Source organism: Actinoplanes sp. NPDC051475 (genome assembly GCF_040689425.1).
Lineage (GTDB): Bacteria > Actinomycetota > Actinomycetes > Mycobacteriales > Micromonosporaceae > Actinoplanes.
Genome location: NZ_JBFAZZ010000014.1, coordinates 103,873 through 123,148, shown reverse-complemented (window position 1 = coordinate 123,148; position 19,276 = coordinate 103,873). Strand labels below are relative to the sequence as shown.

The following is a 19,276-nucleotide window of genomic DNA, read 5'->3' as shown; positions in this document are numbered from 1 at the left end:
TTCCGGATGACGCGAACTCGTTCCGGCAGTAGCCCGCGCGGTGTGTGATCACGGCATCGGCGGGGTACGCGGCGCCCAGCCGCCGAGGAAGGACCCCCGCCGTGACCGACTCCCGTCCCGTGGAAGCACCCCCCTCCGCATCCCCAGCCGACCGGGTGTTCTGCCCGGACAGCACGGGTCGCGGCCTGCTGGAGGCCGCCGTGCGGGCGGTGCACGGCCGGGGATGCCGGGACCTGGACCGGATCCCGCTGCTGGGGCGCCGCCCGGGACTGCGCGCACGGGAGCGGACCCCCGCCCTGCTCAGGGACGCCTACGTCGAGGCCACACCCGTCGACGAGCTGTTCCGGCTGGACGCCGGCGCGGTCGCCGCGTGGATCGCCGGACGCTACCCGGCGCGGTCCTACACCGGTGTGCTGCTCGGCTCGCCGCACGGCGCCGCGGCGCACCTCGCCGCCGCCCTGGACGTACCCTGGCTGCCCTCGGGGTTCACCGTCTCCGTGCCGTGGCCGGGCGGACGGGTGGGGGACTGGGCCGGCGCTCTGGACTGGGGTGCCTTCGTCGCCGAGCGCTTCCTGGCCGGAAACCCGGACGTGACCGTACGCCAGGTCCACGACCCGCTGCAGCGCGGCGGCCTGTGCGGCAGCACCCTGACGCTGCAAGTGCGATGGCGCCGGCTGCCGGCGGCGTACAGGGAATTCCTGACGACCCGGATGGCCCCCGGCGGCGTCGCGCTGACGCTGCGTGATCTGCGCACCTGGCCCGTGCACGAGGTGGCGCCCGGGCACAGCTTCCAGCTCGGCAGCCCGGTCAGCGGCCTGCCGGCGGGCGACTACACGGTGGACGCTCTCCGCTTCCGCCGGTTGCTGGCGGGGCTGGGGGAGAGCCGCTGGGCCACGCCCCCGGACGCCGTGCCTGCCGGGCACGCCGAACTCGCCGTCGAACCCGGGTTCGACGAGGACCTGCGTCGCTGCGGGACGCCCTCGCACGGGGTGCTGTACTCGAGCCCGTCGGTGCTCAGCGCGTTCACCGCCGACCTGCACCGCCAGTGGCTGCGCGACGAGGGGCCGGCCGCGGACCGGTGCGTGGTGGAGACCGGGCCGCTGCTCGACCCCTGGCACGTGCTGACCGCCGGGCTGGTGCCGTACTGGTGCGAGTCGGCCGCCCTGCGAGGCGTGGACGCCGCGGAATGGTGGCTCGCCGGGAGCGAGGCGTTCGACGCGGTGACCGTCCTGCCCCAGCCGCCGGGCGTGCAGAGCGAGGCGTACGCGACGGCGCCGCGGTGGCGTGCCCTGGCCGCCTTCGCGCGGACCCGGCCGCACGTGGACACGCTCGCGATGACCCGCTACCCCTTGCTGCCGCTGCCGGCCGCGCGGGCGACGTCGGCACTCGCCCTGATGGAACCGGCCGACCCGGTGCCGCCGCCGCGGATGCCGGTCGCCGGGTTCCTGGCCGCCCTGCGGTCGTCCGGCCCGGGTGCCGGCCTGGTCGTCGCGTGACCGTCCGTCGGCCGGCTCAGCCAGGTTCGCCGCTCGGCGCCGCGTCCGGCTCGCCGGTCAGCGTGGCGTGCAGGTTCGTCACCTCGAGCACCATCCGGACCACCGGGCCCGGGTCGCGCAGCCGGAGGGCGATTCCGCGGGCGCTCGCGGCCCGCTGGGCGGCGACCAGCATGCCCAGCCCCGAGGAGTCGAGGAAGGTCACCGCGCTCATGTCGATGTCGAGATGTACGCAGTCACGGCGATCGACCACCTGCTGCAGCACCTGCCGCAGCAGGGCGGCGTTGTCCACGTCCACGTCGCCCTCGGGTGTGACGACGATGGTGTCGCCCTCCCGCTCGATCGTGCAGTCGAAAGGCATGGTCCGGCTTCCTCCCCAGGGTGCGGCGGCCACCGTACCCCGCCCGGGGCGGCCGGGAAACGCCGGAGGGCCCCGCTAGTCCGGCGCGTCGGCCTCCTCGCCGTCGCGCGCGTGGCTGAGCTGCTCGTGCAGCGCCGTCATGAGCTCCTCGCCGGTGAACGGCTTCTCCAGCAGGAGCACGTCGGCCGCCAGGGTGCCGTGCGTGGTGAGCACCGGCTGGGCGTACCCGGACATGAACACGACGCGGATCCCCGGCCGGGCCGCGGTGATCGCGTCAGCGATGTCCTTGCCCAGCATGCCGGGCATGATCACGTCGGTGAGCAGCAGGTCGATGACGCCCTGGTGCTCGCCGCTGATCTGCAGCGCCTCCCGGCCGTCGGCGGCGGAGATCACCGTGTACCCGCCTCGGCGCAGGATCCGCTCGGTCACCTCGCGCAGCGCGGTCTCGTCCTCCACCACGAGCACGGTCGCGCCGTGACCGTTGAAGTCGCGGGCGGTGTCCGTGGGCCTGGCCTCCGGCACGGCGACGTCGGTGACGGGCAGCAGGACGGTGATGGTGGTGCCGAACCCGGCCTCGGAGTAGATCTGCACGGTGCCGCCGGCCTGGGTGATGATCCCGTACACGGTGGCCAGCCCCAGACCGGTGCCCTGACCGCTGGGCTTCGTGGTGAAGAACGGGTCGAAGGCCTTGTCGATGACCTCCTTGGGCATGCCGGTGCCGGTGTCGGAGACCCGGATCCGCACGTAGGAGCCCGGCGGCAGCCCGGCGCGGGTGGCCGGGTGGTCCTCGTCGACGGCGACCGCGGCGGTGTCGATGGTGAGGTGCCCCCCGGAGGGCATCGCGTCGCGGCCGTTGACGGCCAGGTTGACCAGGACCTGTTCGAGCTGGCCCGGGTCCGCCATGACGGGCGGCAGCGGCCCGGTGGTGGTGGCCAGGCTGATGTGCTCGCCGATGGAGCGCTGCAGCATCTGCTCGACCTCGGTGACCACGGTGCTGACGTCCAGCGGGCGCGGCCGGATGACCTCGCGGCGGGCGAAGGCGAGCAGCTGGTGGGTCAGGTCGCTGCCGCGGCGGGCCGCCCGGGCGATCTGCTCGGCATCGCGGGCCAGCGGCGTGCCCGCGGCGTCCTCGACGATGAAGGAGGCGTAGTTGAGGATCACCGCGAGCAGGTTGTTGAAGTCGTGGGCGACCCCGCCGGCGAGCTGGCCCAGGCTCTCCAGCCGCTGGGTGCGCTGCAGCCGGGCCTCGATCTTCTGCCGTTCCGTCTCCTCCCGCAGCGCCTGCTGCTCGGCCTCGGCGGCCAGCCGGTCGGTGATGTCGCGGACCGTGGCGACCACGATGACGCCCTCGCCGGTGTCCAGGGCGCTGCAGGAGATCTCGACCGGCAGCTCCGCTCCGTCGCGGCGGCGCGCCGTCCGGGTCGCCCACCGGGGCGCCTGGTCGCCGGCGTCAGCCGAGGCGCCGATCCGCTCGGTGTCCAGCGGCGTGGAGTCGCCGCCGATCCGCAGCATCGCGGCGGCGGGCGGCAGGCCGTCGGGCAGCAGGCGGTGCACGGCCATCTGGGTCAGGTCGTAGCGGGGGTAGCCGAACAGCCGCTCGGCCTCGGCGTTGACCAGCACCACGTTGCCCGCGTCGTCGACGCCGAGCAGGGCGTCCGGCGCGGCGTCGAGGACGGCCTGCACCCTGCCCTCGGCGTGCTCGCGTTCGCTGATGTCGCGGGCCGTGCTGGCCATGCCCACGATGGTGCCGCGCGGGTCGCGCAGCGGTGACACCAGCACCGACACGGTGAGGGAGGTGCCGTCGGCGTGCAGCCGGGTGGTCCGGTAGCGGTCCATCCGGCCGCCGATGCGCACGAGGGCCAGGATCTCCGCCTCGTCGACGCGGCGCTCCTCCGGGATGATCCGGTCGATAGGGCGGCCCACCATCTTGTCCGAGGGGAAGCCGTAGAGCACCTCGGCGCCCGGGTTCCAGGTCATCACGACGCCGTCGACGTCGGTGGTGACGATGGCGTCGTGCGAGGACTGCACGATCGAGGCCAGCAGCGTCCTGGCCTGCTCGGCTTCCCGGTGCACGGTGTCGTCGCGCAGCACGGAGGTCACCAGCACCTCGTCGTCGGGCGTGGTGACCGCCGCCAGCGACACCTCGACGGGAAACACCTGGCCGTCGCGGCGCAGCCCGCGCAGGGGCAGCCGGCGCAGCGGCGGGTGCTCGCTGGCCAGGTAGCCGACGCGGTGGGCCGGGTGCTGCGGCCGGGCGTCCTCGGGAACGAGGTCGTCCACGGAGCGGCCGAGCAGGTTGCCGGCGGGGTAGGCGAACATCTCGTGCGCCCGGCGGTTGGCCAGGACGATCGTGCCGTCCTCCCGGCTGACGATCACCGCGTCGGGCGCCTCGTCCACCAGCTGTCCGGTCAGCGATGCGAGCGTCTGCACCATCCCTCGATCCCGGCGGGTCCGTACCCCGGTATCCGGCTGTCGGCTGCGAGCGTGTCTCCCTCAACGTAAAGTCATCCGCACCCCCGGTGCTCGCTGTTCGCGGAAACTGTTGGAAGGGCGGCACCATGGCCGGCGACACCCACCTGCCCACCGGAATCGATCCGAACCAGCCCAGCGCGGCCCGGATCTACGACGCCTTCCTCGGCGGCACGCACAACTTCGCGGCCGACCGCGCGGTCGCCGAACGGGCCGTGCAGCTGGTGCCGGACCTGCCGCGCATCATGAAGGCCAACCGGGGGTTCCTGCAGCGCGCGGTCCGCTACGCCCTGTCCCGGGGGGTCCGCCAGTTCCTCGACCTCGGCTCCGGGATCCCCACCGAGGGCAACGTCCACGAGGTGGCCCGGGAGCTGCACCCGGACGCCCGGGTCGCGTACGTCGACCGGGAGCCGACCGCGGTCCTGCACGCCCGCGAGATCATCGGCCTCGACCCCGGCACGATCGCGATCCAGGGCGACCTCCAGCAGCCCGCCGACATCATGTCCGACCCGCAGCTGCGCCAGCTGATCGACTTCGCCGAGCCGGTCTGCGTGCTCATGCTCGCCGTCCTGCATTTCGTGCCGGACAGCCCGGCGCTGACCGCGGCGCTGCGGCATTACCACGAGGTGGCCGCACCCGGCAGCATCCTCGTGATCTCCCACGCGACGGCCAGCGCGAACGCGGAGGAACTCGACCGGATCACCGACCTCTACAACCGCACCGGTACGCCGCTCGTGATCCGCGACCGCGACCGGTTCGGCGGCCTGCTGGAGGGCTGGGACCTGGTGGAGCCGGGCATCGTGTACGGGCCCGAGTGGCGTCCCGAACCCGGCGACGAGTGGGACGGCGACCCCTCGAGCTCGATCACCATCGCCGCGGTCGGCGTGCACCGCTGAACGGCCCGTTCGCCCGGAGCCTCCCGAACCCCACCGGTGTAGTTCACGGAGATCGCGCCGCTCCGCTTGACGAAGGCCGCCGCAGGGTCGCTGACTGGAGATCATGCTGCCCGAGATCGTCGCGCCGATGCTGGCCACCCTCGGCGAGCCGCCCACCGGCCCGGGGCAGGCGATCGAGCTCAAGTGGGACGGCATCCGCTGCGTCGCGTACGCCGAGGACGGCGCCGTACGCCTGCACAGCCGCAACGGCAACGACCTGACCGGCGCGTACCCGGAACTCGCCGGGCTGGGTGACCTGGCCGGCGGCCGGGCGCTGGTGCTCGACGGCGAACTGGTCGCGCTGGACGCCGCCGGCCGGCCCTCGTTCGGCCGGTTGCAGCAGCGCATGCAGGTGGCGCAGCCGACGCCCGCGCTGGTGGCGGCGGTGCCGGTCGTCTACTACGTCTTCGACCTGCTCCATCTCGACGGCAACGCGACCCTGCAGCTCCCGTACGCCGAACGCCGCGACCTTCTTGCCGGGCTGGGCCTGAGCTCGGAGACGCTTCGCGTACCCGCGCACTTCGTCGGCGCCGATCCGCAGGCCGTCATGACCGCCGCGGAGGCACAGGGGCTGGAGGGCATCGTGGTCAAGCGGCTGGCCTCCGCGTACCAGCCGGGGCGCCGGTCCCGCGACTGGATCAAGGTGCCGTTCAACCGGACCCAGGAAGTTGTGGTCATCGGCTACAAGCCGGGTCAGGGCCGCCGCGCCGGCACCATCGGCTCGTTGCTGCTGGCGGTCGCCGGGCCGGACGGCCGGCCGTCGTTCGCGGGCGGGGTCGGCACCGGGTTCACCCAGCAGATGCTGCACCACCTTCAGGACATGCTGCGGCCGATCGCCCGGGCCACGCCGCCGGTGACCGGCATCCCGCGCGAGTTCGTGCGCGGGGGCCGGTGGGTCGAGCCGGAGGTGGTCGGGGAGGTGTCGTTCCGCAACTGGACCTCCGACGGGCGGATGCGGCACCCGTCCTGGCGTGGATTGCGGCTCGACAAACGACCCGCGCAGACCTGGCCCGGCGGCGCCGGCGAGAGCGTGGAGATGGCGATGGCGACCGCGGACGGGACCTGGCTGGTCGAGGTTATCCGGCAGGGCCCGGTCACCTTCTGCCGCATCACCCACGGCGAGGACGTCATCGACCGCATCCCGGAGATCGCCGGCGTGGAAGCGATCCTCGTGCGGGCCGGTGTCCGCCTCGCCGACCTGCATCCGGCCGCGGGGGTCACCTCGGCTACGGCGTGACCTGGTCGGCCGCGGTGCTGACGGCGTGGATGAGCCGGGGGATGCGAACCACCCCGACGTAGCGACCGGCGTTGTCGGTGCACAACAAGGGCTGTGCCCAATCGGTACGGGTGATCGCCCGCAGCGCCGCCTCGGCCACCGGGGAGTCGACGTTGATCCGCATGCCGGGGGTGACCACCGGCACCGGGGCGCTGCGGTCGTCGAGCGTGGCGATCGGCCGCTGCTGGTCGTCGCAGAGCACGACCAGATCGACGGCGGCGTCGTCGAAGGCGGCGGCCGCCATCGCCGCGTCGGTCACCACGGGCGGATGGTCGAGGTGCCGGCGCAGGGTGTCGCCGGCCCCGGAACCCGCCGCGGCGCTGATCCGGGCCCTGGTGCCCAGCGTCCGGGCGGCCTCGAACTCGACGGCGGCCCAGGGCGCGGCCGGCCGTCCCAGGAAGTAGCCCTGGGCCAGCGGCACACCCAGGTCGGCGAGGGTGGTGAGCTCGCCGGCCCGTTCGATGCCCTCGGCCAGCAGCCAGGCGTCGATCCGGCCGGCGAAGGTGCCCACCATCTCGACCAGCGCCCGCTTGGCCTCGTCGTGGTCGATGTCCACGATCAGCGCGCGATCGAGCTTGATCATGGCGGGGCGCAGCGCGAGCAGGCGGGTGAGGCCGGCGTACCCGGATCCGGCGTCGTCGACCGCGAGCAGGGCACCGGCCGAACGCAGCCGGTTGAGGTCGGGTTCGAGGGCCCGCCAGTCGTCGATGACGACGTGCTCGGGGAGCTCCACGATGACGCCGCGCAGGTCGCCCTGCTCGCGCCATACGGCCCGGACGACGCCGGCGTCGAGCACCTCGGGGCCGACGTTGACGGTGAGGAAGCAGTTGGGGGGCAGGGAGGCGCGGTGCGCGAACGCGGCGCGCAGGGCGGCCGCCTGCAGCTCGGCGCTGAGGCCGTGCTCGTGGGCGGCGGCGAACCACGGCTCGGGGCTGCGTACCGGATAACCCACGAAGCGGGTCAGGGCCTCGTACCCGACGCCGACGCCGCGGGCGACGTCGATGATCGGTTGATAGACGGCGTGCAGGCCGTGCCCGGCTGCCGCCGCGCGCAGCATCCGCGGCCAGTCGGCCGGGGATTCCTCGGCCGGCACGAGACGGTCAGACGTGCACGGGCCGGACCGCGGCGCGGACGGCCTCGACCAGCTCGGGGGGTACGGAGGTCAGTCCGTGGTCCTCGGCGGCGTGCCGGGCCACCGCGGCCAGGATCTCGTCCTCGGTGTCGCAGACGAATGTGGCGTCGCAGCCGGGTACGACGTCACCGCAGGCGAAGGTCTTCATGAGCTTCTCTTCGGCGCCCCTCGCGCCGGTCTGAGCCGGCGGTGGCCGCGGGCAGCGTGAACCGGAACCTGGTGCCCTGCCCGTCCGGGTTCGGCTCGGCGCTGATCGTGCCGCCGTGCCGCTCCACGATCCGGCGGCAGATGCCCAGCCCGAGGCCGGTGCCCTGGTAGCCGGCCGTGCGGTGGGCGCGGTGGAAGTTGTCGAAGACGCGGGCGTGTTGTCCGTCGGGGATGCCGATGCCGTTGTCCCGGATCCGCACCTCGACCTGGCCCGCGTCGCCGGCCACCGCGGTGATCTCCAGCTCGGGGACGACGCCCGGGCCGGTGTACTTGATCGCGTTGCTGATCAGGTTGTCGAGCAGCTGACGGATCAGGACGGGATCGGCGTGGACCGCGGGCAGCCCGTCGACGGTGAACCGGGGAACCGGGCCACCGCCGCTCTGGGCCTGGTCGACGCGGGCGGTGGCCAGCTCCGAGACCACGGCGTCGAGGGAGAGGTCGACCGTGGCGAGGGCCGCGTCGCGGGCCGTGGTGTACGCGAGCAGGTCGTTGATGAGGTTGCGCATGCGGGTGCCGGCGCGCTGGATGCGGCGCAGGCCGTCCCGGGCGTCCTCGACGGCGGGGTGCTGGGGTGCCTCGTCGAGCGCGGACAGGCCGGCGTCGGACCATCCCTCGACGGTGGTGAGCGGGTTGAGCAGGTCGTGGGCCACGACGCCGGCGAAGGAAGCGAGCTCGTCGCGGTGCCGGCGGTCGGCGGTGACGTCGCTGAAGATGTTGACCGTGCAGGGCCGGCCGTCGACGAGCTGCGGGATCGGCGTCGCGGTCACATGCAGGATGCGCCCATCCGGTACGCCGGGGTTGCGGACGACGATGTCGATGCTGTGCGGCTCGCCGCTCTCCGACGCCCGGCGGAACGGCAACTCGCCGGTGCTCAGCGGCTTGCCGTCGGGGTGGAACAGGCCGTAGAAGCCGGCGTCGGCCGCCTGCCCGCTGGTGCTCACCACACCGCCCATCAGCCGGGCGGCGGCGGAGTTGCGCAGGATGACCCGGCCGTCGTCGTCCATGACCACGAGTCCCTCGGCCATGCTGTCGACGATGGCGACGAGCATCGTCGCTTGGTCTGCGGCCGTCTTCTCGGAGGCGCGCAGGTCGGCGAGCAGCCGGACGCGTTCGTCGCGGCCGAGCGCCAGCGCGAGCCCGACGACGGCCACCATGCCGACGAACGCCTGGGCGATCAGGGCGCGGAGGGCGTTGTCCCCGATCTGCGCGAACGGGCCGTCGCCGTGCAGGGTGAACAGCACCGCGGTGGAGCCGAAGACCAGGTCGTGCACCACCACGAAGGCGGTGTGCAGCCGCAGCCCGGCCCAGACGGTCATGATCAGCAGGGGGAACGCGAGGGGCAGCCCGTTGTCGAGACCGAACGCGACGGTGTAGGTGAGCGCCGAGCACACGACGACGGCGACGTACTCCAGCAGGTGCCTGCCGACGGGCGGCACGATGCCGCACCGCGGGGCCGCCCGGCGCGCGGCCCGCCACCGGTGCAGCGCGTGGCCCAGTCGCAGGCCGGTCGCGCCGATCAGCAGGATGCTCACGGTGTTGCGGGTCATCCAGACCGCCGTCGCCGGCCAGGAGTAGACCCCGTTGACGATCCAGCCGGCGGTGGGACCGATCACCGCGCCCGCGGCGGTGGCCAGGAACGCGGAGACGATGAGGTGCCAGAGCTCGGCGAGCCGGGCCAGCGGCCGGTCACCGCCGCCGCCCCACAGGTGCGGCAGCCACCGGCGGAAGAGGTACGCGAAGACCCCCGCCTGCATCAGATTCGCCACGACGAACCCCACGGCCAGCACGGCCGGCGCACCGGTGGCCATGTTCACCACGATGGTCACCACGGACAACGCCAGCACGTCCAGCCACCGCCGTCGCGAGCGCCACTGGGCCAGGAACCAGACGGCGGAGACGCCGGCGGCGGGCCACACCAGGCTGAGGTTGGTGCCGTCCATGATCGTCTGCCGCCCGAGCCAGGTGGCAGCCAGGTACAGCAGCGTGAAGACCGCCGTACGGCCGAGCGAGCTCCGCAGGCTCATGAGGCCGTTCCCGGGTGCCGCGGTGCCTCACGCGCTCGGGTGAGGACGTCGTGCAGCGCGTCGTGCAGTGCCGACGGGGTGAAGGGCTTGGCGACGTATCCGGCGCCGTACCGGGCGGCCGCCGCCAGGACGTCGGCGTCCCACAGCACGGTCAGGAACACGGTGGGCAGGCCGGGGATGCCGGCGCGCAGGCGCTCGAGCAGCGCGAAGCCGTCCATGCCCGGCATGCCGACGTCGAGCACGGCGGCGTCGGGCACGCCGTGCACCGCGATCTCGGCGAGCGCGGTCGGCGCGTCGTGCGCGCAGATGACCTGATGCCCGGCCCGGATGAGGTGCCGCGCGACCAGGGCACAGATGTCCGGCTCGTCGTCGACCACCAGCAGCCGTGCCACCCGCCGTACCTCCTCTTCCGCCTGTCCTATCGGCAGTGCGGCCGCGGGCGCTGAGTTCGCCCGCCACCCGACGGCATGAAGGCGGCGCCGAACAGGATTGCAGTGGATCACGGTGGGTAGGCAGTGGACCGCACGACATTGCCGAACACCTTCAGGAGGAGGCGCTGATATGACTGACGTATATGCGGACCCGTACGCGCCGAACGGCACGCACGCGGACGCGCCGTCGGCGGCCAGACAGGCGGCGGGCCAGAGCGCCCAGGCCGCCGGACAGGCGGCGAGCGAGGTCGCCGGCACCGCCAAGCACCAGGCTCAGCGCGTCGCCGCGGAGGCCGGGAGCCAGGCCCGTACGGTCGCCGCCGAGCTGCGTGACAAGGTCGGCGAGCAGGCCCGTACGCAGAGCGACAAGCTGGTGAGCACCATCCGCGAGACGGCCGACCACCTCGACCAGATGCGCGGCGACCGGCAGGACTCGCCGGCCGCGACCGTGGTCTCCCGGGTCGCCGACGGTGGCCGGCAGCTCGCCGACTACCTGGACCGCAACGGCCCGGAAGGGGTTCTGCAGGAGGTCACCGACTTCGCCCGGCGCCGTCCCGGTGCCTTCCTCGCGACCGCCCTGGCCGCCGGCTTCGTGGTCGGGCGCCTGGGCAAGGGCGTGATGAAGGCCGACGACGACAGCGGCAAGCCCGCCGGTGACGCCTTCGTCTCCCGTACGTCCGAGACCGAGCCGTACGGCACCACCGGTTACACCCCGGCGTCCACCTACGGCACCGGCACCACCCCCGGCTCGTACAGCACCTCCACGCAGTACGCCGCGACCGGTACCGGCACTCCTGTCGTCGCCGACAACGGTTACGCCACCGACCTGCCCGGAGGAACGCGATGACGGCGACCGCCCACCGCGACGATCAGCGCGAGGACGTCGGCGCGACCTCCATCGGCGAGCTGATCGGCAATGTCAGCAACGACCTCTCCCAGCTGTTCCGCCAGGAGGTGGAGCTCGCCAAGGCGGAGATCAAGCAGGAGGCCGCCAAGGCCGGCAAGGCCGCCGGGATGCTCGGCGGCGCCGCTTTCGCGGGCTACATGACCATCGTGCTGCTCAGCTTCGCGCTGGTGTTCGCGCTGGGCAACGTGATGGACCTGGGCTGGGCCGCACTCATCGTCGCGGCGCTCTGGGGCGCCGCCGGGGCGGTGCTCGCGCTCAACGGCCGCAAGAAGCTCCAGACCGTCGATCCCGTACCGCACCGCACCGTCGACACCCTCAAGGAGGACGCGCAATGGCTCAAGAACCCGACCGGCTGAGGCAGGAGATCGAGCAGACGCGCGCCTCGCTGACGCGCGACGTGGACCTGCTGGCGGAGAAGACCAGCCCCTCGCGGGTCGCGCAGCGACGCTGGACCGCGGTGAAGGAGAAGATCATGGGTACGTCGGACCACGCCCGGCACGCCGCCTCCGGCGCCGCGCACTCGGCGGCCGGCACGGTGCAGGACAAGGCCTCCCAGCTCGGCGACAAGGCTTCGCACCTGGGCGGCATGGCGTCGGACAAGGCATCGCAGCTCGGTGACAAGGCGTCGGGCGCGGCGCACAACGTCGCCGACACGGTCCGCGGTGCGCCGCAGGCCGTGACCCAGCAGACGCAGGGCAACCCGCTCGCCGCCGGCATCATCGCCTTCGGCGTCGGCATGCTGGCCGCCACGCTGATCCCGGTCACCGACGCCGAAAAGCGTGCCGGTGAGCAGCTCAAGGAGCACAGCGGCGACCTGACCGACAAGGTCAAGGACGTCGCCGCGGGCATGAAGGACGAGCTCTCCGGCACGGTGCAGGAGGCCGTCGGCCAGCTGAAGGAGACCGCGCAGGACGCCGCGCAGGCGACCAAGGATCAGGCCCGCTCGTCCGCCCAGGACGCACAGGACCAGAGCAAGCGGGCGTTCAGCGACGCCCGTTCCTGACGCAACGCAACCATGTGGGCCCGCGGTCGTACCGCGGGCCCACTGCTGTGTCCGTTGGTGCGTATGGGGTTTCGGCGCAGGCCGGGACCGGGTATCACCAGTGCGGGAGGTGATCACCGATGAAGTTCATCGTGAAGAAGGCCAGTAACGGACAGTTCCGGTTCAACATGGTCGCGAGCAACGGCCAGACCGTGGCCACCAGCGAGACGTACACCCGCAAGTCGTCCGCGCTGGAGACGATCGAGTCGATCCGGAAGAACGCTCCGGGTGCGACCGTCGACGACCAGACGGCCAGCTAGAGCAGCAGGACCCGCCCAGGACCAGCACGCAGGCCACCATCTCGATCATGCCGACCCGGGGCGGGCGCAGGTCCCGCCCCGGCAGCTCCCAGCCCCCACGAACAACACAGGAAGCGCCGCACCTGGCCCTATCGCTGCGCCTCGAAGTGCTCCTTCATCGCGGGGTAGTAGTCGTCGAAGTCCGGCGCCGGGCCGCCGTCGCGCGAGGCGACCAGCGCGTCCAGGTAGAACTCCCAGCCCGGCCCGACCTCGCCGACGCCCTCCGTGCCGCTCAGGTGGTGCGTGAACCGCAGCTCGGTCACGCCCGCGTCCTCGGTCAGCACCATGTCCATGTGCCAGCTGCCGTGCTCGTGCACGGAGGAGAGCGCCAGCCGGCGCGGAGGCTCGCACGCGTCGATGGTCATGTCCATCCAGGGCCGGCCCTCCTCCTGGACCATCTGGACCTTGATCGTGTTCCCCGGTGCCGCGTCGCCCTCCCACGGGCCGAACCAGCGTGCCGTGCGCGCCGGATCGGTCAGGCTCGCCCAGACGTCGGCCAGGGGAGCGCGGAACGTACGGGTCAGCACGAGGTCGTCGCCGAACAGCCGGCCGGTGGGTGTCGGGCTCATGCGGTCTCCTTCTGAGATGGGTGTCGCCCGGCGGCCTGGTGCCGCTCGCGGCGGGTGCGGTAGACCTCGGTCTCCAGCGCGTCGAGGTGGTGCTGCCAGCCGGACGGGCGCGTCAGCCGGGCCAGCCATCCGGCCAGCTCGTCGAGCGGGGCGATGACCAGGGCGTAGACCCGCCGGCGTCCCTCGGCCGTGTCGCGCACCAGGCCGGCCTCGCGCAGCACGCGCAGGTGCCGGCTGACGGCCGGGCGGCTGATCACGAACCGGTCGGCGATCTGCCCGGCGGAGAGCGGTTCGTCGCGCAGCATCAGCAGGATCTCCCGCCGCACCGGATCGGCGATCGCGCCCGCCACCTCGTCCACCCCGGAAGCGTAACCAACAGGTTACGGGTCTGCCGACGCGGGGCCGGGTCCGGCATGATCACGACGTCGATCGCCCCGCAGTGAAGGACACAGATGAGCGCGAATCCGCCGACCCCACCTGCCGCCCCGCGCAGGAGTCTCCTCCGGAGGATCGGCATGCTCGCCGGACCGATCGTGGTGAGCGCACTCTTCCTCTGGGCCGTCGCGCTCGCGGCGCTGGACGAACCCGCACCGGCCGCCCAGAGTCCCTGCCGCGGCCGGCCGGAGACCGTACGCGAGATCCGCAAGGAGGCGGTGTTCCGTGAGCATCCGGCCGGATCCCGGCTCAGTGAGCCCGTCGAGTCGTACTCCTGCGGCTCGTCACCGAGCGACAGCCCCGTCTCGTTCGTGAACAACGCCGTCGTCGCCCGGCGGCTGACCACGTCGAAGAGCGCGGCGGACATCCGCGCCTACTACGCCGACCTGGCCGCGCGCTCGGGCTGGCGCCCCGCCGGGTTCTCCGCCGGGGTGTACTCGGCGATCAAGCCGGCCGGCGGCTGCCCATGGTGGTTCGCCGTGAGCACCGCGAAGGGCGGCTACGGGATCCGGGTCTACTACCAGCCGGTCGGCGTCGCCGCCGACGACTGCGACTGGGCGTCGGGCCGGCCCGAGATCATCCCGCTCACCGACTGAGACCGGTCAGGCGGCCGCGGTCTCGGCGGCGATCATCGCCTCGACCGGCATGATGGCCGCGCCGAGCGCCACCGCGTCGCCGCCGAAGGTCGACGGGTGCAGGTCGAACTGGGTGCCCGGGCGGGGCAGGCTGTGCCGCCGGATCGCCTGCTCCAGCGGGCCGGCGAGGCGATCCATCAGGCGCAGGCCCACCCAGCCGCCGACGATGATGCGCTGGGGGTTGGTCAGGTTGACCATGTTGGCCAGGCCGATTCCCACGGTGTCGATCACCTCGTCGCGCAGCCGGGCCGCCGTCGCGTCCGTCTCCGCCGCCTCGAGGAAGGCCCCGACGGCACGCCAGCCGGTGCCCTCGAAGACGCCGCCCTGCTCGCGCCAGGCGGTGAGGATCGCGTCGGAGCCGGCGTACGCCTCTACGCAGCCCCGCCCGCCGCACCGGCAGCGGCGGCCGTTGCGCTCGACCTTGGTGTGGCCCCATTCGGCGGCGCTGCCGGCGTACCCGTGGGTCAACCGGCCGTCGCTGACGACGCCGAGACCGACGCCGCGCCCGAGCAGGGCCACCAGCGAGTGCTCGACGTCGTGCGCGGCGCCGAACCAGAGTTCGGCCTTGGCCTGGGTCTTGGCGCCGTTCTCCGCGAAGACCGGGACGTCGGCGGTGACCAGCCGGTCGACCGGCACGGGCGGCCAGCCCAGCGTCTGGGCGTAGAGCACCTGCCCGCCGCTCGCGTCGGTCTCCACCAGCCCCGGCAGCCCGACGCCGATGCCGAGCAGCCGCGTCCACGCCTGCGGGTTGCGCTCGCGCAGCGCGGCGAGCGCGTCGCTCAGGTCGTGGGCGATGGTGGCGGCGTCCTCCTGCTCGCGGCCGCCGCGGAACTCCCGGTCGACCCGGTTCATCGTGAGGTCGAACAGCTCGACCGCGACGCCGCGCTCGCCCATGTCGGCGCCCACCGAATACGCTGCCTCCGGGCGCGGGCCGATCAGCGCGATGGGCCGGCCGCCGCGCGAGGCCACAGAGCCGTTCTCCTGCACCAGGCCCTCGGCGATCAGCTCGCCGACCAGCTTGGTGACCGAGGCGGGGGAGAGGTCGCAGAGCTGACCGAGCTTCGCGCGGGTGGTCTCGCGGGCCAGGATGATGTGGCGCAGGACCAGCGAGCGGTTCCGGTGGCGCAGCGACGTCACGGTGGATGCCTCGGGCACGACCAGGCTCCGGCGACCCGAGGTGAAACTGACGCCCATATGCCTCCGAGTGCCACGACCTGCGGACATGTCTACCCGGTTCGCCCGGTGAGGTCCAGTCCCCGCAGCACGCCGCCGGCCGTCGCGCGCACCACCAGCGCGTCGCCGGACCACCGTACGTCGAAGGCCGCCGGGTCGTCCGCGTGGACGGTCCAGCCCGCGGGTGGCGCGGCGAGGGGGAACCGCAGCTCCTGCCCGGCGCGCACGGTCAGCTCCAGCGGATCGGGGTACGGCTCGCCCGCGGTGTGGTGCCAGATCGCCTCCAGGGCGGCCTCGTCACGGCCGGCGAAGCGGGTCGGGGCGTCGGGGCCGGTCTCCGCGTGACCCCAGGCCGGCAACCGCAGCGGTACGCGCCCGAAGAGTGCGTTGATCACGTCCTCACGGACCTCGCACCGCCGCAGCGCGACGTTGTCCAGCATGGTGTCGAGCAGCCGCTGCGCGGTCGCCGCGTCCACCTCGTCACCGGGGTCGGCGATCCGATCCCAGCCGTCCGGCACCGGTGCGGAGACGGGCGAGGTGCGGGTGCCCAGCTTCTTCCAGGGCCAGAAGTTCCAGCCGATGCCGTACTGCTCGTAGAGCCGGGTGGCTGTGTAGATCCATTCCGGGGTGTTCTCGCCGCCCTCGCCCATGTAGACGGGTATCCCGAGGCGGTCCCGCACGCGCAGATAGTCGTCGATGCTCGCGCGCTCGGGCGCACACCAGTAGCGGTGGAACTGCAGCACGGAGTTCGGGTCGAGCACCCGGGTGAAGACCGACACGTCGGTGGCCCACTGCGGGCCCTCGTACATGATCAGATGGTCCGGGTCCTCCTCGCGGATCGCGGCGGTGAGGTCCATGTACAGGTCGATCAGCTCGCGCGGATAGACGTACTGCCACTGCTCCGGGAGCGGCTCGTTGAGCAGGTCGTACCCGAGCACCGTGGTGTTGTGCCGATAGCGTCGTGCGATTTCGCGCCAGAGGGCGACGGTGAGCCTGCGGTAGCGCTCGTCCATGAACAGTTCCGGCTTGCCGCGGGGCGAGTCGTCGATGTTCGTGCCGGTCTGGCCGCCCGGCGCCCCGTGCAGGTCCAGCAGCACCCAGAGCCCTTGGCGCGCACACCAGTCGATCACCCTGTCGATCAGCGCGAAGCCGTCGGCGCGGAAGTCCCCGTCGCCGGTGAGCAGGATGCGGGAGTTGATGGGCAGCCGTACGTGGTCGAAGCCCAGCTCCGCGATGCGGGCGATGTCCTCCTCGGCGACGAACACGTCCCTGAACCGCTTCCAGAAGTCGGCGGCCGCGTCCGCGCCGATCAGGTGTGCGATGCGGGCCTCGATCTCCCGGGGTGACCCGAGGCCGTCACCGAAGCGCCACATGTAGCCCTCGGGCAGCAGCCAGTTGCCCAGCCCGACCCCGCGCAGCAACAGGGCCCGGCACGCTTCGTCGACGATCTCCGTTCCGCGGGTGCGGAGGTAGCCCATCGGGCCTCCCGTCTTTCGCTTTGCCTAAAAATAAGAGTAAGCTGATCGGCAGGCTAGCAGGGCGGCGGTGCCCACGGACAGACCCCGGCGTGAGACATCCGCCATTTCCCGGCGCCGAGAGAGCGCTCTCCCATAACAATTATCTATTGTCGTTCATCGACTTGACTCGGTGCCGTAACAAGCCTTTGACTGGCGTCCCCCATCCCCTCCTTTCCCCGAAAAGGACGCCATGAGAAGAAGAAAGCTCCTCGCCGTCCTCGGCTCCGCCCTCACGGTCGGAGCGCTCGGCGTCGCGGGCGTCACCGACGCCTTCGCCGCCTCCACCGGCTCCCTGGTCAGCGCGTCCAGCGGCAAATGCCTCGACGTGGCGAACAACTCGACCGCCGACGGCGCCGTCGTGCACATGTGGACGTGTTACGACTCCGTGGCGAGCCAGAAATGGGCCCTCGCGGACAACGGCTCCGTGCAGTCCCAGGGCAAATGCCTGGACGTCGTGAACGGCGCCACCACCGACGGCGCGGTCGTGCACCTGTGGACGTGCTACGACTCGGTGGCGAGCCAGAAATGGACGCTGACCGCCGGCCGCGACCTGGTGAACACGGCCTCCGGCAAGTGCCTCGACATCAAGGACAACAGCACCGCCGACGGCGCGCGGCTCCAGCTGTGGTCGTGTGCCGGCACCCCCAACCAGAAGTGGACGGCCTCCGGCGCCCCCACCACGCCGCCGAGCACCGTGCCACCGAACCCGTCGAACCCCGACCTCGGGCCGAACGTCAGCGTCTTCGATCCGTCGATGTCGGCGGCCACCATCCAGAACCGGCTCAACCAGGTCTTCAACCAGCAGGTGACCAACCAGTTCGGCAATGCCCGCTACGCATTGCTGTTCAAGCCCGGCAGCTACAACGTCGACGCGAACGTCGGCTTCTTCACCCAGGTCGCCGGCCTGGGCCTCAGCCCGGACGCCGTCACCGTCAACGGCCGGGTGCACGCCGAGGCGGACTGGTGGCCGGACGGCTCGCAGAACGCCACCCAGAACTTCTGGCGCTCGGCCGAGGGCCTGTCCGTCACGCCGACCGGCGGGCTGGACCGATGGGCGGTGTCGCAGGCGGCCCCGTACCGGCGGATGCATGTACGCGGCAACCTGGCGCTGTCCGACGGCGGCTGGTCCTCCGGCGGCTTCCTCGCCGACTCGAGGATCGACGGGCAGATCCAGTCCGGTACGCAGCAGCAGTGGCTGACTCGCAACTCGGCCATGGGCAGCTGGTCCGGCTCGAACTGGAACCAGGTCTTCGTCGGTGCCCCCGGGGCGCCGGCGCAGAGCTTCCCATCGCCGCCGTACACGAGCGTGGGGTCGGCTCCGGTGGTCGCGGAGAAGCCGTACCTCTATGTGGACGGCGCCGGGGCGTACCAGGTCTTCGTGCCCGCCCTGCGCCGCAACGCCACCGGCACCACCTGGGCGAACGGCAACCCGGCCGGCTCCTCGCTGCCGATCGCCACGTTCTACGTGGTCAAGGCCGGCGACACCGCCGCCACCATCAACGCGGCGCTGGCGGCCGGCAAGAACCTGCTCGTCACGCCCGGCGTCTACCACCTCAACGCGCCGATCACCGTGAACCGGGCCGGCACCGTCGTGCTCGGCCTCGGGCTGGCGACGTTCGTACCGGACAACGGCGCGGTGGCCATGACCGTCGCCGACGTCGACGGCGTACGGGTGGCCGGCCTGCTGTTCGACGCGGGCACCACGAACTCGCCGGTGCTGATGGAGGTCGGCCCGAACGGCGCGTCGGCCGACCATTCGGCCGACCCGACGGTGCTGTCCGACGTATTCTTCCGCATCGGCGGCTCGATCGCGGGCAAGGCCTCGGTGAGCCTGCGGATCAACAGCGACGACGTGATCGGCGACCACGCGTGGATCTGGCGGGCCGACCACGGCAACGCCGGCACGGTCGGGTGGACGGTCAACCCGGCGGCCAACGGCCTGGTCGTCAACGGCGACGACGTCACGTTCTACGGCCTGTTCGTCGAGCACTATCAGCAGTACCAGACGATCTGGAACGGCGAGAACGGCCGGACGTACTTCTACCAGAACGAGATGCCGTACGACCCGCCGAACCAGGCGGCGTACATGAACGGCTCGACCCAGGGCTGGGCGGCGTACAAGGTGGCCGACTCCGTGAACAACCACCAGGCGTGGGGACTCGGCAGCTACTGCTACTTCAACGTCAACCGGTCGGTGGTCAACGCGCGGGCCTTCGAGGTGCCCGCCAAGCCCGGCATCAGGTTCACCGACATGGTCACGGTGTCCCTCGGCGGCACGGGAACCATCTCCCGTGTCATCAACAACAAGGGCGACGCGGTGAACTCCGGTCACCAGGTCACCTATCTGACCAGCGGTCCGTGAACGCCGCCA

At 72.3% G+C, this 19,276-nt stretch carries 19 protein-coding genes; 9 read left to right on the top strand and 10 right to left on the bottom strand.

The features are described 5' to 3' along the window. Positions 1 to 101 precede the first annotated feature (101 nt). A complete protein-coding gene (locus AB0368_RS27085) occupies positions 102 to 1,496 on the top strand; it encodes a hypothetical protein (RefSeq protein ID WP_366156785.1) in 1,395 nt (464 codons plus the stop codon). A 16-nt stretch (positions 1,497 to 1,512) separates the two neighbouring features. On the opposite strand, the gene AB0368_RS27080 is transcribed toward AB0368_RS27085, so the two are convergent. Both AB0368_RS27080 and AB0368_RS27075 read right to left on the bottom strand, forming a co-directional pair. Beyond that, positions 1,513 to 1,854 carry an STAS domain-containing protein gene (locus AB0368_RS27080; RefSeq protein WP_366156784.1) on the bottom strand — a complete coding sequence of 114 codons (342 nt, stop codon included), beginning with the start codon at positions 1,852 to 1,854 and terminating at the stop codon, positions 1,513 to 1,515. 75 nt (positions 1,855 to 1,929) lie between these two features. Continuing rightward, positions 1,930 to 4,287, bottom strand: coding sequence for a PAS domain S-box protein (locus AB0368_RS27075; RefSeq protein ID WP_366156783.1), 2,358 nt, complete (start codon positions 4,285 to 4,287; stop codon positions 1,930 to 1,932). Positions 4,288 to 4,412: 125 nt separating this feature from the next. On the opposite strand from AB0368_RS27075, the gene AB0368_RS27070 reads away from it, so the two are divergent. Beyond that, positions 4,413 to 5,219, top strand: coding sequence for an SAM-dependent methyltransferase (locus tag AB0368_RS27070; RefSeq protein WP_366156782.1), 807 nt, complete (start codon positions 4,413 to 4,415; stop codon positions 5,217 to 5,219). Between the two features lie 103 nt (positions 5,220 to 5,322). After that, complete coding sequence (gene ligD, locus AB0368_RS27065) at positions 5,323 to 6,495, top strand: non-homologous end-joining DNA ligase (protein WP_366156781.1); 1,173 nt, start codon at positions 5,323 to 5,325, stop codon at positions 6,493 to 6,495. Here the strand turns inward: ligD and AB0368_RS27060 are convergent. The 4 genes from AB0368_RS27060 to AB0368_RS27045 are packed head-to-tail and all read right to left on the bottom strand — an operon-like array spanning position 6,485 to position 10,289. Continuing rightward, positions 6,485 to 7,627, bottom strand: a complete 1,143-nt coding sequence (locus tag AB0368_RS27060; protein ID WP_366156780.1) for an EAL domain-containing protein — start codon at positions 7,625 to 7,627, stop codon at positions 6,485 to 6,487. The two genes, ligD and AB0368_RS27060, sit on opposite strands and share 11 nt — an antisense overlap. A gap of 7 nt (positions 7,628 to 7,634) precedes the next feature. Beyond that, on the bottom strand, positions 7,635 to 7,814 hold the full coding sequence (locus AB0368_RS27055) for a DUF1059 domain-containing protein (RefSeq protein WP_366156779.1): 180 nt from the start codon (positions 7,812 to 7,814) through the stop codon (positions 7,635 to 7,637). Continuing rightward, on the bottom strand, positions 7,792 to 9,897 hold the full coding sequence (locus AB0368_RS27050) for an ATP-binding protein (protein WP_366156778.1): 2,106 nt from the start codon (positions 9,895 to 9,897) through the stop codon (positions 7,792 to 7,794). Before AB0368_RS27050 ends, AB0368_RS27055 begins: the two co-directional genes overlap by 23 nt. Further along, positions 9,894 to 10,289, bottom strand: coding sequence for a response regulator (locus AB0368_RS27045; RefSeq protein ID WP_366156777.1), 396 nt, complete (start codon positions 10,287 to 10,289; stop codon positions 9,894 to 9,896). Before AB0368_RS27045 ends, AB0368_RS27050 begins: the two co-directional genes overlap by 4 nt. A 169-nt stretch (positions 10,290 to 10,458) precedes the next feature. Between AB0368_RS27045 and AB0368_RS27040 the strand changes: the two genes are divergently transcribed. From AB0368_RS27040 to AB0368_RS27025, 4 genes are all read left to right on the top strand, one after another. Further along, the gene (locus tag AB0368_RS27040; RefSeq protein ID WP_366156776.1) at positions 10,459 to 11,175 is read left to right on the top strand and encodes a hypothetical protein; all 717 of its coding nucleotides are present in this window, start codon (positions 10,459 to 10,461) and stop codon (positions 11,173 to 11,175) included. After that, the gene (locus AB0368_RS27035; protein WP_366156775.1) at positions 11,172 to 11,591 is read left to right on the top strand and encodes a phage holin family protein; all 420 of its coding nucleotides are present in this window, start codon (positions 11,172 to 11,174) and stop codon (positions 11,589 to 11,591) included. Before AB0368_RS27040 ends, AB0368_RS27035 begins: the two co-directional genes overlap by 4 nt. Beyond that, positions 11,567 to 12,238 carry a DUF3618 domain-containing protein gene (locus AB0368_RS27030; protein ID WP_366156774.1) on the top strand — a complete coding sequence of 224 codons (672 nt, stop codon included), beginning with the start codon at positions 11,567 to 11,569 and terminating at the stop codon, positions 12,236 to 12,238. The genes AB0368_RS27035 and AB0368_RS27030 overlap by 25 nt, the downstream gene beginning before the upstream one ends. Before the next feature lie 119 nt (positions 12,239 to 12,357). After that, positions 12,358 to 12,537 carry a YegP family protein gene (locus AB0368_RS27025; RefSeq protein ID WP_366156773.1) on the top strand — a complete coding sequence of 60 codons (180 nt, stop codon included), beginning with the start codon at positions 12,358 to 12,360 and terminating at the stop codon, positions 12,535 to 12,537. Between the two features lie 128 nt (positions 12,538 to 12,665). Here the strand turns inward: AB0368_RS27025 and AB0368_RS27020 are convergent, their stop codons facing one another. Next, positions 12,666 to 13,145 carry an SRPBCC family protein gene (locus AB0368_RS27020; RefSeq protein WP_366156772.1) on the bottom strand — a complete coding sequence of 160 codons (480 nt, stop codon included), beginning with the start codon at positions 13,143 to 13,145 and terminating at the stop codon, positions 12,666 to 12,668. Further along, a complete protein-coding gene (locus tag AB0368_RS27015; RefSeq protein WP_366156771.1) occupies positions 13,142 to 13,504 on the bottom strand; it encodes a metalloregulator ArsR/SmtB family transcription factor in 363 nt (120 codons plus the stop codon). The genes AB0368_RS27020 and AB0368_RS27015 overlap by 4 nt, the downstream gene beginning before the upstream one ends. 156 nt (positions 13,505 to 13,660) lie before the next feature. Here AB0368_RS27015 and AB0368_RS27010 point away from each other — a divergent pair, with 156 nt between their 5' ends. After that, the gene (locus tag AB0368_RS27010; protein ID WP_366156770.1) at positions 13,661 to 14,176 is read left to right on the top strand and encodes a hypothetical protein; all 516 of its coding nucleotides are present in this window, start codon (positions 13,661 to 13,663) and stop codon (positions 14,174 to 14,176) included. A 6-nt stretch (positions 14,177 to 14,182) separates the two neighbouring features. Here AB0368_RS27010 and AB0368_RS27005 read toward each other — a convergent pair whose 3' ends face one another. Together AB0368_RS27005 and AB0368_RS27000 are read right to left on the bottom strand one after the other, a co-directional pair. After that, positions 14,183 to 15,370, bottom strand: coding sequence for an ROK family protein (locus AB0368_RS27005; RefSeq protein ID WP_366156769.1), 1,188 nt, complete (start codon positions 15,368 to 15,370; stop codon positions 14,183 to 14,185). Positions 15,371 to 15,441: 71 nt separating this feature from the next. After that, positions 15,442 to 16,866 carry a cellulase family glycosylhydrolase gene (locus tag AB0368_RS27000; protein ID WP_366156768.1) on the bottom strand — a complete coding sequence of 475 codons (1,425 nt, stop codon included), beginning with the start codon at positions 16,864 to 16,866 and terminating at the stop codon, positions 15,442 to 15,444. Between the two features lie 229 nt (positions 16,867 to 17,095). Between AB0368_RS27000 and AB0368_RS26995 the strand changes: the two genes are divergently transcribed. After that, complete coding sequence (locus AB0368_RS26995; protein ID WP_366156767.1) at positions 17,096 to 19,267, top strand: ricin-type beta-trefoil lectin domain protein; 2,172 nt, start codon at positions 17,096 to 17,098, stop codon at positions 19,265 to 19,267. The last annotated feature ends 9 nt before the right edge of the window (positions 19,268 to 19,276 follow it).